The sequence below is a fragment of the Murimonas intestini genome (assembly GCF_024622195.1).
In the GTDB taxonomy this organism is placed as follows: Bacteria; Bacillota; Clostridia; order Lachnospirales; family Lachnospiraceae; genus Murimonas; species Murimonas intestini.
This window is the reverse complement of the sequence record NZ_JANKBI010000001.1, coordinates 140,681-152,834: the sequence shown is the minus strand read 5'-3', so window position 1 is coordinate 152,834 and position 12,154 is coordinate 140,681. Positions and strand designations below refer to the sequence as shown.

Annotated in this window: 17 protein-coding genes; 16 read left to right on the top strand and 1 reads right to left on the bottom strand. The window is 43.5% G+C overall.

Translation table 11 applies throughout. The features are described 5' to 3' along the window. Positions 1–16: 16 nt before the first annotated feature. Genes NSB28_RS00740 through NSB28_RS00735 form a run of 3 tightly spaced genes read left to right on the top strand, consistent with a single transcriptional unit; the run spans position 17 to position 1,360 of the window. Positions 17–586, top strand: coding sequence for a GNAT family N-acetyltransferase (locus tag NSB28_RS00740; RefSeq protein WP_109624660.1), 570 nt, complete (start codon positions 17–19; stop codon positions 584–586). Then, positions 553–864 (top strand): DUF3795 domain-containing protein, encoded by a 312-nt coding sequence (locus NSB28_RS25045; RefSeq protein ID WP_109624661.1) that lies wholly within the window; start codon positions 553–555, stop codon positions 862–864. Before NSB28_RS00740 ends, NSB28_RS25045 begins: the two co-directional genes overlap by 34 nt. A 46-nt stretch (positions 865–910) precedes the next feature. Beyond that, positions 911–1,360 carry a hypothetical protein gene (locus NSB28_RS00735; RefSeq protein ID WP_109624662.1) on the top strand — a complete coding sequence of 150 codons (450 nt, stop codon included), beginning with the start codon at positions 911–913 and terminating at the stop codon, positions 1,358–1,360. A gap of 222 nt (positions 1,361–1,582) precedes the next feature. On the opposite strand, the gene NSB28_RS00725 is transcribed toward NSB28_RS00735, so the two are convergent. Continuing rightward, positions 1,583–1,897 carry a hypothetical protein gene (locus NSB28_RS00725; protein WP_109624663.1) on the bottom strand — a complete coding sequence of 105 codons (315 nt, stop codon included), beginning with the start codon at positions 1,895–1,897 and terminating at the stop codon, positions 1,583–1,585. A 723-nt stretch (positions 1,898–2,620) separates the two neighbouring features. On the opposite strand from NSB28_RS00725, the gene NSB28_RS00720 reads away from it, so the two are divergent. The 13 genes from NSB28_RS00720 (at position 2,621) to rsfS (ending at position 12,059) form a co-directional block, all read left to right on the top strand. After that, on the top strand, positions 2,621–4,486 hold the full coding sequence (locus NSB28_RS00720; RefSeq protein WP_109624665.1) for a TIGR03960 family B12-binding radical SAM protein: 1,866 nt from the start codon (positions 2,621–2,623) through the stop codon (positions 4,484–4,486). Further along, positions 4,470–5,210 carry a TIGR03936 family radical SAM-associated protein gene (locus NSB28_RS00715; RefSeq protein ID WP_109624666.1) on the top strand — a complete coding sequence of 247 codons (741 nt, stop codon included), beginning with the start codon at positions 4,470–4,472 and terminating at the stop codon, positions 5,208–5,210. Before NSB28_RS00720 ends, NSB28_RS00715 begins: the two co-directional genes overlap by 17 nt. Then, the gene (locus tag NSB28_RS00710; RefSeq protein ID WP_257497359.1) at positions 5,140–6,417 is read left to right on the top strand and encodes a ribonuclease E/G; all 1,278 of its coding nucleotides are present in this window, start codon (positions 5,140–5,142) and stop codon (positions 6,415–6,417) included. Before NSB28_RS00715 ends, NSB28_RS00710 begins: the two co-directional genes overlap by 71 nt. A gap of 46 nt (positions 6,418–6,463) precedes the next feature. Then, on the top strand, positions 6,464–7,300 hold the full coding sequence (locus NSB28_RS00705) for a PHP domain-containing protein (RefSeq protein ID WP_109624668.1): 837 nt from the start codon (positions 6,464–6,466) through the stop codon (positions 7,298–7,300). Positions 7,301–7,305: 5 nt separating this feature from the next. Beyond that, on the top strand, positions 7,306–7,671 hold the full coding sequence (locus NSB28_RS00700; protein WP_109624669.1) for a VOC family protein: 366 nt from the start codon (positions 7,306–7,308) through the stop codon (positions 7,669–7,671). A 145-nt stretch (positions 7,672–7,816) separates the two neighbouring features. Then, positions 7,817–8,122, top strand: a complete 306-nt coding sequence (gene rplU, locus NSB28_RS00695; protein ID WP_109624670.1) for a 50S ribosomal protein L21 — start codon at positions 7,817–7,819, stop codon at positions 8,120–8,122. A gap of 6 nt (positions 8,123–8,128) precedes the next feature. After that, positions 8,129–8,452 (top strand): ribosomal-processing cysteine protease Prp, encoded by a 324-nt coding sequence (locus NSB28_RS00690; protein ID WP_109624671.1) that lies wholly within the window; start codon positions 8,129–8,131, stop codon positions 8,450–8,452. A 2-nt stretch (positions 8,453–8,454) separates the two neighbouring features. Further along, a complete protein-coding gene (rpmA, locus tag NSB28_RS00685) occupies positions 8,455–8,742 on the top strand; it encodes a 50S ribosomal protein L27 (protein WP_109624672.1) in 288 nt (95 codons plus the stop codon). 130 nt (positions 8,743–8,872) lie between these two features. After that, positions 8,873–10,165: a GTPase ObgE gene (gene obgE, locus NSB28_RS00680; protein ID WP_109624673.1), complete on the top strand. Its 1,293-nt coding sequence runs from the start codon at positions 8,873–8,875 to the stop codon at positions 10,163–10,165. 8 nt (positions 10,166–10,173) lie between these two features. Next, positions 10,174–10,467: a ribosome assembly RNA-binding protein YhbY gene (gene yhbY / locus NSB28_RS00675; protein WP_109624674.1), complete on the top strand. Its 294-nt coding sequence runs from the start codon at positions 10,174–10,176 to the stop codon at positions 10,465–10,467. Positions 10,468–10,482: 15 nt separating this feature from the next. After that, entirely contained in the window at positions 10,483–11,121 is a 639-nt protein-coding gene (gene nadD, locus NSB28_RS00670) for a nicotinate-nucleotide adenylyltransferase (protein ID WP_109624675.1), read from the top strand. Beyond that, positions 11,114–11,701, top strand: a complete 588-nt coding sequence (gene yqeK / locus NSB28_RS00665; RefSeq protein WP_109624676.1) for a bis(5'-nucleosyl)-tetraphosphatase (symmetrical) YqeK — start codon at positions 11,114–11,116, stop codon at positions 11,699–11,701. The genes nadD and yqeK overlap by 8 nt, the downstream gene beginning before the upstream one ends. Positions 11,702–11,705: 4 nt before the next feature. Then, on the top strand, positions 11,706–12,059 hold the full coding sequence (rsfS, locus tag NSB28_RS00660; RefSeq protein ID WP_243134602.1) for a ribosome silencing factor: 354 nt from the start codon (positions 11,706–11,708) through the stop codon (positions 12,057–12,059). The last annotated feature ends 95 nt before the right edge of the window (positions 12,060–12,154 follow it).

Below are 12,154 nucleotides of genomic sequence, written 5' to 3'. Positions count from 1 at the left end.
GTAGAGGTAAGACAATATGAATACGCCTACATTAGAAACAAAGCGTTTGATTTTAAGAAAATTTACAGAACAAGATATGGAAGCATTATATCTAATTCTTAAAGATGAGGAAGTGAATAAGTTTTTACCGTGGTATCCCATAAAAAATATAGAGGAAACAAAGAAATTTTATGAGGAAAGATATGCTTCAAAATATGCACAACCGCAAGGCTACGCATATGCTATTTGCCTAAAAGAAGATAATTTCCCAATAGGTTATATCAACGTTGATATGGAAGAACACCATGACTTTGGTTACGGATTGCGTAAGGAGTTTTGGCATAGGGGAATTGTTACAGAAGCAGGGAAAGCCGTCGTGGGACAGGTAAAAAAAGACGGGCTAGCATATATTACAGCAACCCATGATAAAAACAATCCGAGAAGCGGAAATGTTATGAAAAAAGTAGGTATGAGATACTGCTATTCTTATGAAGAACAATGGCAACCGAAGGATATTCCCGTCATATTTAGAATGTATCAGCTCAACTTTAATGGCAACACAGATTTTGTGGTTTGGTCTGTTCGCAATGTCCTGTATACATTGTAACCAAGACGAATAATGAAGAACTAAAAGAGAAATTAGCAATCGAATATTCTACAGACACATTTGAGTTTGTAAAAGAAGATATGAATTGTACGGGGTGTCACTCGGTAGTTGGAGTAAATGAGAAAATGTGTAAAGAATGTCTTATGAGAAAGTGTGGTATGCACAAAAGCATTTCTCATTGTGCAGAATGTAATGAGTACCCATGCCAGTACATAAACAGTTATGTGCCAACTGGAAGTGAGAATCGCAAAATGCTAGATGAACTGGTAAAGAAATAAATTCCAGTTGTCAAACTGGAAAATTTGAATTTGTGAGATGATGCAGATGTTAAAAAAATATAAGTTAAGCTTTAATATTGAGGGATTACTGTTATTCCTAATTGTTATGATACCTAATTTTATTTGGTTTGCTATACCTGCGCCAAACGATATATTAAGGGTAAATTCAATTACAGAAACGTTTGATACAGTAGCTTCTGTGTGTCAAGTATTGATGATTTCCGCCTTATGTATTTTTAGAAACAGAGAAAGTAAAAAAATGTGCGGAACACCTTTTATTATCATTGTAGTAGGTTGCTGCTTACTGTATTTTACAAGTTGGATAGTTTATTATATTGGTATAGTAAATGCAATTGTTATTTTAGGATTGACTGTTTCACCATGTTTAGCTTTTTTGTTTTTTGCCGTTGATAGGAAGAATGGAATAGCAATTATTCCTATTTCGGTTTTTACGATTTGCCATTTGATATATGGAGTAGTCAATTTTATAATTTGATAAATCCCAGTTTATCTGACACAATGATTAGAATTTGCGAACTTTGAGCAAGCAAGAATTTAAGCAGCGCTTTGGTTCATTAAGCTGTTACCATTTACGTCCTGATGGATTTTCTGAAAATGACCCACCGCATATGTGTGAAAAACTAACTTGTGAAGCAGTATCTTTCGCATACGAGTTTATAAGAAAACAGCCGTGACATCATGTTACGGCTGTTAATCATCATAATAATATAAAAACAATAAATAGAATAATCAATGCTATTAAAATTATAATCAAAAAAGAAAGAGCTACTAATTTCCCGATTCTTTTTGCCTGGGCACGCCCTTCTGCCTCTAAGTTATCCAGAAACGCATTTAGCTCATCAAGTGTCTGCTGTCCAAATTCCTCTGCAATCCAGTTGGGATTGTATTTGCTGTTGTTTTTGTCGTAGTAATAGTTTACAGAAATCTCAACAGAATTTTTTGTGAATTCTCCAGCATTATTATATTTTCTATAATCGTAGTAGACAGTAAAAAATGAAAGGACAGGAATCAATGAGGCAAAATCCTCTTTTATATGCAGAAAATAGATATCAAGATTTTCAATTACAGTAAGAGGTTTCGTAATCTGTGCTATCTGTGTATCTTCATCGTAAATGGAAACAATATTCTTTTTTCCCTCTATTCTTAAAAATGTACATATATTATATCAGAGTTTTTCATGAAATCCAACTTAAGACATCTTCTAAAGTGGTGTATGATGCAGTAGAAGAAATCATTCCTTTTATGATGGAAGTCCTTCCAGGGCCGAAAAAACGTCATGAAATCGAGATTGACCATAATTATTTACTTGAAGTTCTTCTTGAAACTGCGTATAATTGAACAAGCATGCATCGTTATGCATATTGACTTCCACAGTAATAGCAACGGACTAAAATGCTACATACTGTGGGTTTTACAGTTAGCACGTTATAATTTAGAATGATGTGCTAAAACAAATAAAAGCACGCATTGCTTGCCCCAAATACAAATTTGGAGCATATAAGCTATAGTGTGTTGCGCGCATTGCAGGCTGTTGCAGCTTAATATCAAACAGTATCAAGCAGTTGCGGTTTAGAAGAAGTGTTGCAAAACAGGTAAAATCAAGTGTTTTCACTTCAGTTTTGGGTCATAGAAATCAGCTTGAAACTGCGTATTAAAAGGGGATATTTGTATTGGATATGTCAACAGGATAATAAGTATATTATTGTGTAATATTAACAAAATACAAGGAGAAACAATGAGAAAACTAGCTTTAAGTGATGAGATATTACTAAAAATCGAAAAACCGGCCCGCTACATTGGGAATGAGGTGAATTCGGTAAATAAGGACGTAAATAAGGTGGATGTGCGGTTTGCCATGTGCTTCCCGGACGTGTACGAGATCGGCATGTCGCATCTGGGCATTCAGATTTTATATGATATGCTGAATCAAAGAGAGGACACGTATTGTGAACGTGTCTACTCACCCTGGATAGATCTTGATAAAATCATGCGTGAGGAAAAGATTCCTCTGTTTACGCTGGAGTCACAGCGCCCAGTCAAAGAATGCGACTTTCTGGGGATCACGCTCCAATATGAAATGTGCTATACGAATATTCTTCAGGTACTGGAGCTGTCACTGATCCCGCTTCTGGCTGCTGACAGGGATGAGGACTGTCCTGTAGTGATTGGAGGAGGCCCCTGCGCCTATAATCCTGAACCTCTTGCGGATTTTTTTGACCTGTTTTATATAGGAGAAGGGGAGACAAGTTATTTTGCGCTGCTTGATCTTTATAAGGAAATGAAGGAGGCAGGACGCACAAGACGTGAATTTTTGGAGGCTGCGGCAGGTATACCGGGCATTTATGTGCCGTCCCTTTACCATGTGACATACAATGAAGACGGAACTATTAAGGAATTCGCACCAAATAAAGAAGGGATTCCCGCCACTGTGGAAAAGCAGGTGGTCATGAATGTCACAGACACCTACTATCCAAGCGCGCCTGTAGTTCCCTATATTAAGGTCACCCAGGACAGGGTGGTGTTGGAAATCCAGAGGGGATGTATCCGCGGGTGCAGGTTCTGCCAGGCAGGTATGCTTTACCGTCCCACAAGGGAACGGGATATTGATATGCTGAAAAAATATGCATATGAGATGCTGAAGAATACAGGACATGAGGAAATCTCCTTAAGCTCCTTAAGTTCCAGCGATTATTCCAAGTTAGAAGAGCTGGTCACATATCTGATTGATGAGTTTGGGCAGAAGGGAGTAAATATATCCCTGCCGTCCTTAAGGATCGACGCCTTTTCTCTGGATGTCATGAGCAAGGTACAGGATGTAAGAAAAAGCAGCCTGACTTTTGCGCCTGAGGCAGGCTCCCAGAGGATGAGAAATGTAATTAATAAAGGGCTGACCGAGGAAGATATCTTAAGCGGGGCCTTCCAGGCATTTAAGGGCGGCTGGAACAAGGTCAAGCTTTATTTCATGCTGGGGCTTCCAGGCGAGACGGAAGAGGATATCAGGGATATAGCACGGCTGGCTGATAAGATAGCCAGATCATATTATGAGATTCCCAAGGAGGAGAGGAACGGCAAATGCCAGATCACTGTCAGCACGTCCTTCTTCGTCCCCAAGCCTTTCACGCCTTTCCAGTGGGTAAGGATGAACACAATGGAGGAATTCCTGGAAAAAGCCCGCATAGTGAACCGGGAAGTAAAAGACCAGTTAAACCGCAAGAGCATTAAATACAACTGGCACGAGGCTGAGGTGACCATACTTGAGGGACTTCTGGCAAGAGGAGACAGGCGTGTGGGAAAGGCGATCCTTAAAGCATATGAAAATGGGGCGCTTTATGATGCCTGGTCTGAGACCTTCCATTTTGAATACTGGACTTCCGCTTTTGAAGAGACAGGAGTTGATCTGGCTTTCTATACAGACAGAGAGCGGTCAGCAGATGAGATCCTGCCATGGGATTTTATATCTATCGGTGTAACGAAGCAATTCCTTCTCAGGGAATGGGAACGTTCTAAATCAGAAGAAGTGACGAAAAACTGCAGGGCCGGCTGTTCTGGCTGCGGTGCTGCTGTTTATAAAGGAGGTGTCTGCCTTGAAGATAAGAATTAAATTTTCCAAGCAGGGTGTCATGAAATTTATCGGGCACCTGGATATCATGCGTTATTTTCAGAAAGCAATCCGAAGGGCCGATATAGATATCGTCTACTCAGAGGGCTTCAGCCCACATATGATCATGTCGTTTGCAGCCCCCCTGGGTGTTGGACTGACAAGTAATGGGGAATATATGGATATTGAGGTAAAAGGCAGCCTCTCTTCCAGGGAGGCCATCGCCCGCTTAAATGCGGTTATGGCTGATGGGATAGAGATCCTCAGCTGGCGCCAGGTACCTGAAGGAAAGGCTGGAAAAGCCATGTCACTTGTAGCGGCAGCAGACTATACTGTGACTGTCCCAAGGGGGATATTTCCCGAAAATATGGAGAAGGACGCATCAGAAATGCTTGAGTCCTTTATGGGGCAGAAAGAGATCACAATTATAAAAAAATCAAAGAAGTCAGAAAAAGAAGCAGACATTAAGCCTATGATCTACCGCTTTGAACTGCTGCCTGAGGATAAGGGGAGAGAAGAGGGCTTACAATTTAAAATGCAGCTTGCCACAGGCAGCTCTGCTAATTTAAAGCCGGAGCTTGTCATGGAAGCCTTTGCAGCATTCGCCCGCTTTGAACTCCCGCCCTTTGCAATCCGCGTAAACAGAGATGAAGTCTATGCTGACACAGGTGCAGAAGGGTGCAGGAATCTTGTCTCTCTGGAAGAACTGGGGGATGAAGTTGGCTGAGAATACTGTAACAGAGAAATTATTGATCACAAAACTGGAAGGGAATATTGTGACTGCACTTATGCGCGGCGGGCAGGTCATCGAATTCCGCTGTGAACCTGTAAAGGATAACAGACTTCTCGGAAACATCTATGTGGGACGGGTGAGGGACGTAGTTAAAAACATCCAGGCGGCGTTTATTGAGATAGGGAAAGGAATGCCCTGTTATTATTCCCTGGATGAAAATAAGACACCTTTATATACAAAAAAATCTGCGGCCAAAACCCTGGCGCAGGGAGATGAGCTGCTGGTGCAGGTGAGCCGGGAGAGCAGTAAATCCAAGGCCCCATCTGTATCCTCCTGTCTTAATTTTACTGGAAAATACCTTGTGCTTACCAGCGGGAATACAAGGGTCGGCTTTTCACAGAAACTGACGCCCCTGGAAAAGAAAAGGCTGCGTGAATGGATAGAGCCATACAGAAATGAGCAGTATGGCATAGTAGTCCGCACAAATGCCAGGAATGCAGGGCAGGCAGAGCTGGAACAGGAGCTGGAAGCTCTTTTGGGTGAGTACCGCAGGGTTACGGAAACAGCGCCCCACAGGACATGTTTTTCCCTTGTCTATGAGACGCCCAGGGACTATCTGACAGCTCTCAGGGATACTTACACCTCAGGCCTGGAGAGCATTGTTACAGATGACAGGGAACTGTATGCTTCAGTTAAAGAATATCTGAGCGTCCACCAGCCCGGGGATCTGCCGCTCCTTAAGTTTTACGAGGATGGCCTGCTGCCTCTGAATAAACTGTACAGCCTGGAAAAATCGTTAAAAGAAGCGCTTGCGCAGAAGGTATGGTTAAAATCAGGCGCCTACCTGGTCATACAGCCCACGGAGGCGCTGACGGTTATCGATGTAAATACAGGCAAATGTACACAGGGAAAATATCAGCAGGAAACTTTCCTTAAGATCAATCTGGAAGCCTGCAGGGAGATTGCAAGACAGCTGCGCCTCAGAAATGTTTCCGGCATCATTATTGTTGATTTTATAAATATGGAGGAAAAAGATTACCAGGGGCAGCTGCTTAAAGAATTTGAGCGTTTCCTGAAACAGGATCCTGTAAAATCGACACTGGTTGACATTACTCCCCTGGGGCTTGTAGAAGTGACCAGGAAAAAAGTGCGCAAACCGCTGTCAGAACAGTTTAGCCAGAGCCATTCGGCGACAATCTGACAGAGACAGACGCCTCTGACTAATATTATGAAAGAAGTGAGTGAATATGCTGAAGACAGATCTGCACCTGCACAGCCGGTTTTCAGACGGAAGCTATTCTCCGGAAGAAGCAGCGGTGCAAAGCGTGTCTGCAGGCCTGGATATTATTGCCCTGACGGATCACTTCCTGCCTCCCGATGAGGCGCTGCTGGGATCTCTGGAGAGAAAATACAGCATCACCATTCTGGGCGGGATAGAGTGCGGGACTAAAGATTCTGATACAAATCTTTCCGCGCATATCCTGGGTTACGGCATCCGTGATTATGGACCTGTCATGGAGCTCATGCAGCCTGTGCTGGACAGTGTAAACAGAAACAGTTTAAAGCAGCTGGCATTGCTTCAGGAGATGGGATATCCTGTCACGGAAGAGGAGGCCAGGAAAGAGTGCAGCGGACCGGCGCTCTACAGGCAGCATATTAATTATGTGTTGTTTAAGAAGGGGATAATCCCTGACATGTTTGGCACATGGATGAAAAGCATGTACAAAAATAACGGCCCGTTGGAAATGGCCTATGATTTCCCTGAACCCGTTCCTGTAATAAAAGCAATCACAGAGGGAGGCGGGATACCCGTCCTGGCACATCCAGGGCAGCAGCAGAATTATTGTCTTATTCCTGAATTTGTCAAAGCCGGGATAAAAGGGATCGAACTCGTACATCCCTCTAATACGCCGGAGGATATGAACTATATAAAGCTGTATGCAGAAGAAAACGGGCTTTTTGTGACAGGCGGAAGCGACTGCCATGGGGTGCTCTCCTCAAGCGGAGGTCAGATTGGGGATTATAATATGATATATGAGGACATTTCTTTTTTTCCTCTTAACACTATTTTGAAAAGGAGATAAATATTATGATACATTTTGCACATTTTAATTTTAACGTACTTGATCTGCAGAGATCTCTGGACTTCTATGACAAGGCTCTGGGGCTTAAGCCTGTCAAAGAGAGCACAGCGGCAGACGGTTCCTTTAAGCTTGTCTTTCTGGGGGACGGCATGACTGATTTTGTGCTTGAACTTACATACCTCACTGACAGGAAAGAGGCTTATGACCTGGGAGAAGGAGAATTCCACCTTGCTTTTGAGACAGACGAATATGAGAAGTTCCACCAGAGGCATAAAGAGATGGGATGCATCTGTTTTGAGAACGAGGGGATGGGAATTTACTTCATTGAAGACCCGGACGGCTACTGGATAGAAATTGTGCCTGCCAGGTAAAAAAATGTATAAAAATGGTTGACGATAATAAAAAAATATGCTAGTATACATAAGTATGCCGCTCAAAGAGGTTTAAGTGTCATGTTTGTCTTTATGACGGATATGTCTGCCGTATTTGGCGAGTAATGATAATAGGAGGTGCCATATGTACGCAATTATTGCAACAGGTGGTAAACAGTACAAAGTAGCCGAAGGCGATATCATTAACGTAGAAAAGCTTGGTGTAGAAGCAGGAGAAACCGTTACATTTGATAACGTTCTCGCAGTAAGCAATGACGGTTTAAAGGTCGGAGCTGACGTAGCAGATGCAACTGTAACCGCTAGCGTTGTTAAAAACGCTAAAGCAAAAAAAGTGATTGTCTATAAGTATAAGAGAAAAACTGGATATCACAAGAAAAACGGTCACAGACAGCAGTACACACAGGTTAAGATTGATAAAATCAACGCTTAATTGTCTATGATTACAATAACAGTATATAAAAATGAGGATCAGCAGTATGAAGGGTTTCTGTCAGAAGGCCATGCAGGATATGGCACGGAAGGCAGTGATATCATCTGTGCGGCAGTGTCTGTACTGACAGTCAATGCCATTAATTCCATTGAGAAGTTTACAGCTGACAGGTTTGCCGTAAGGCAGGACGACGGGCTCTTAGAGCTTGTGCTGGAAGGCGTGATATCGAAGGAAACATCTCTTTTACTGGATTCCATGGTACTGGGACTTATGGACATACAAAAAAATTACGGGAATGAATATATCAAACTGATATTCGAGGAGGTGTAACTATGTTAACTATGAACCTTCAGATTTTCGCTCATAAAAAGGGAGTCGGTTCTACAAAGAACGGCAGAGACTCTGAGTCTAAGAGACTTGGTGCGAAAAGAGCAGACGGACAGTTCGCTAAAGCTGGTAACATTATTTACAGACAGCGTGGAACAAAGATTCATCCGGGCGTGAACGTTGGCCGCGGCGGAGATGACACTTTATTCGCATTAGTAGACGGTGTCGTAAGATTCGAGAGAAAAGGAAGAGACAAGAAACAGGTTTCTGTCGTTCCGGTTTCAGCAGAATAATAATGATTGTGGCTTCAAATCGAATGGTTTGAAGCCATTTTTATATCTTGAAAACAAGCCCCTTGCGCATTGACGGGGCATGCGATAAAATAGACGTTGGAAAGAATATAACAGATAAGAAGGTGAGAATTTGTTTGCTGACAGGGCAAAAATATATATACGGTCAGGAAAAGGCGGCGACGGACATGTGAGCTTCAGACGTGAACTCTTTGTGCCGAACGGAGGTCCGGACGGCGGAGACGGCGGCAAGGGCGGAGATGTTATTTTTGAGGTTGACGAAGGCCTTAATACACTGTCTGATTACCGGCATAAGCAGAAATACAGCGCCGGTGACGGAGAATCCGGGAAAAAGACAAGGTGTCACGGGGCTAACGGGGAAGATCTTATATTAAAGGTTCCGGAAGGGACAGTGATCAAAGAGGCAGAGAGCGGAAAAGTTATCGCTGATATGTCAGGAGAAAACAGGCGCCAGGTCATCCTCAAAGGAGGACGGGGCGGTCTGGGAAACATGAATTTTGCCACCGCCACCATGCAGGCGCCCAAGTATGCCCAGCCGGGACAGCAGGCCAGGGAGCTCTGGGTAAGGCTGGAACTGAAGGTTATCGCTGATGTGGGGCTTGTAGGATTCCCGAATGTGGGAAAATCCACACTGCTTGCGCGGGTTACGAACGCAAAGCCTAAAATTGCCAACTATCATTTCACTACACTGAACCCGAATCTGGGTGTGGTAGACCTGGAAGGCGGAAGAGGTTTTGTGATCGCGGATATTCCGGGACTTATTGAAGGCGCTTCAGAAGGAATCGGACTCGGCCATGAATTTCTGCGCCATATTGAACGTACAAAAGTATTGATCCACATGGTGGATGCCGCTTCTACGGAAGGACGTGATCCTGTGGATGATATTGAAAAAATAAATCTGGAGCTGAAGGCCTATAATGAAGAGATAGGCGCCAGGCCCCAGGTGATCGCTGCGAACAAGATCGATGTCATCTATGAAGGTGATGAGGATCCTGTACAGCGGATAAGGGATGTTTTTGAGTCTCAGGGCATAAAAGTGTTTGCAGTTTCTGCCGTGAGCGGAAAAGGGATCAAAGAGCTGCTGTATTATGTGAGGGAGCTGCTGGATACTGTTCCTGATGAGGCTGTTGTCTTTGAACAGGAATTCTTCCCTGAGGATATGCATATAGATGAAAATCTGACTTATACAGTAGAAAAATCTGCTGAAGAAGCGAATACGTATATTGTGGAAGGGCCGAAGATCGAAAAAATGCTGGGCTACACGAACCTGGATTCTGAGAAGGGCTTTACATTCTTCCAGCGTTTCTTAAAAGAGCAGGGAATATTGGATGAACTGGAAGCTGCAGGCATCCAGGAAGGTGATACAGTTCGCATGTATGGCCTTCAGTTCGATTATTACAAATAGGAGGAAGTATGACAAGTAAACAGAGAGCTTATTTAAAAAGTCTTGCAATGACCATGGACCCGATTTTCCAGATCGGGAAATCGAGCCTGACTCCAGAAGTAACGGAAGCAGTTGCTGAGGCGCTGGCCGCAAGAGAGCTTATCAAGATAAATGTGCTGCAGAATTGTGCTGATGACCCGAAAGAGCTGGCCAATATAGTAGCAGAAAGAACACATTCCCAGGTAGTTCAGGTGATCGGGAAAAAAATCGTGCTTTACAGGGAAGGCAAGGACAACAAGAAGAAAATCCTGCTGCCGCTGTAATACGGGGATCTGGCGATGGATACAAAAAAGATGCGGAAGGTTGGCATTATGGGAGGGACATTTGATCCCATCCATATAGGCCATCTGATTTTGGGAGAAAATGCTTTTCTGCAGTTTGGGCTGGATCAGGTACTGTTCATGCCGTCAGGCAATCCGCCCCATAAGCGGGACAGGAGAGGACGGGCCAGTACCCTGCAGCGCGTGGAAATGGTACAGGAGGCCATCGGGCCAAACAGCCATTTTGCCCTTTCGCTGGCAGAAACCCATGATGAGGGCTACACTTATACGAAGGAGACACTGGAGCGCCTTAAGGCGGAAAATCCGGATACTGAGTACTATTTTATCATAGGCGCAGATTCTCTGTTCAGTTTTGAGAGCTGGAAGGAGCCGGAAAAGATCTGCGGCCTGTGTACTCTTGTGGCGGCAGTGAGAAATCATATTTCCGGGGAAGAGATGGATGCTCAGATATGTTATCTGAAGGAAAAGCTGGGAGCGCAGATACTAAAGCTGGATACCCCGAATATTGACATTTCATCCGGTACTATACGCAGCTGGCTTTCTCTGGGAAAATCGATACGCTACTATGTGCCTGATGAAGTGATCCGTTATATTGAAAAACATGGACTTTATAAAGAGTGTGATGACAATGAGTAAAAATAATTTAGAAGTAATGCGTAAAAAGCTAAAGAAAAATCTGGACAGCTACAGGTACCATCATACCCTTGGCGTGATGTACACAGCTGCCTCCCTGGCAATGTGTTATGGGATGGATATTATCCAGGCCGAGACCGCAGGACTTCTGCACGACTGTGCCAAATGCTATACGGATGAGGAACAGCTGGCGCTCTGCTATAAATACAATATAGAAGTCACAGAGGCGGAACAGAAGAGCCCATATCTGCTTCATGCAAAGCTGGGTGCCTATTTTGCCTCAAGAAGCTATGGAGTAAGCGACCAGGAAATACTGGATGCCATCAGATACCATACTACAGGAAGGCCTGGCATGACAGACCTGGAGAAGGTGATCTATCTGGCGGATTATATAGAGCCCATGCGTGACAAGGCATCCAACCTGAAGAGAATACGCAGGCTGGCTTTTGTAAGCCTGGATGAAGCCATGTATTCTGTACTGAAGGATACCCTGCATTATCTGGAAAACTCTCCAAAGTCAGTCGATCCTGCAACAGAGGAAGCGTATGAGTATTACGCAAAAAAATTATATGAAAAGGAGTGAATTTATGGACAACCGTTCAAAAGAGATGGCGCGCTTGGCATGTGCGGCGCTGGAGGACAAAAAAGCAGAAGATTTAAAGGTAATCAATATCGGTGATGTCTCCGTCCTGGCAGATTATTTTATCATAGCCAGCGGAACTAACAGGAATCAGGTGCAGGCGCTCACAGACAATGTGGAAGAGGAGCTGGGTAAGGCTGGTTATACTCCTAAACAGATTGAAGGCTACAGCACTGCAAACTGGATATTGATGGATTACGGCGATATTATTATCCATGTATTTGATACAGAAAACAGGCTCTTTTATGATCTGGAAAGGATCTGGAGAGACGGAAAAAGCGTATCCGTAGAAGAATTATAAGTTTCTTAAAATAAATATCTTTAAGGACAGCCGGCAGTATTGCACGATCAAACTGCCGGCTGTATTTATATCTTTATGTTTTTATATTTTATCTA

Coding starts and splice junctions, on each gene's coding strand:
- NSB28_RS00720 (WP_109624665.1), top strand. CDS start 2,621: ATGAGAAAACTAGCTTTAAGTGATGAGATATTACTAAAAATCGAAAAA.
- NSB28_RS00735 (WP_109624662.1), top strand. CDS start 911: ATGTTAAAAAAATATAAGTTAAGCTTTAATATTGAGGGATTACTGTTA.
- yhbY (WP_109624674.1), top strand. CDS start 10,174: ATGACAAGTAAACAGAGAGCTTATTTAAAAAGTCTTGCAATGACCATG.
- NSB28_RS00705 (WP_109624668.1), top strand. CDS start 6,464: ATGCTGAAGACAGATCTGCACCTGCACAGCCGGTTTTCAGACGGAAGC.
- rpmA (WP_109624672.1), top strand. CDS start 8,455: ATGTTAACTATGAACCTTCAGATTTTCGCTCATAAAAAGGGAGTCGGT.
- NSB28_RS00740 (WP_109624660.1), top strand. CDS start 17: ATGAATACGCCTACATTAGAAACAAAGCGTTTGATTTTAAGAAAATTT.
- NSB28_RS00700 (WP_109624669.1), top strand. CDS start 7,306: ATGATACATTTTGCACATTTTAATTTTAACGTACTTGATCTGCAGAGA.
- rsfS (WP_243134602.1), top strand. CDS start 11,706: ATGGACAACCGTTCAAAAGAGATGGCGCGCTTGGCATGTGCGGCGCTG.
- nadD (WP_109624675.1), top strand. CDS start 10,483: ATGGATACAAAAAAGATGCGGAAGGTTGGCATTATGGGAGGGACATTT.
- rplU (WP_109624670.1), top strand. CDS start 7,817: ATGTACGCAATTATTGCAACAGGTGGTAAACAGTACAAAGTAGCCGAA.
- NSB28_RS00690 (WP_109624671.1), top strand. CDS start 8,129: ATGATTACAATAACAGTATATAAAAATGAGGATCAGCAGTATGAAGGG.
- NSB28_RS00710 (WP_257497359.1), top strand. CDS start 5,140: ATGCTGACACAGGTGCAGAAGGGTGCAGGAATCTTGTCTCTCTGGAAG.
- yqeK (WP_109624676.1), top strand. CDS start 11,114: ATGAGTAAAAATAATTTAGAAGTAATGCGTAAAAAGCTAAAGAAAAAT.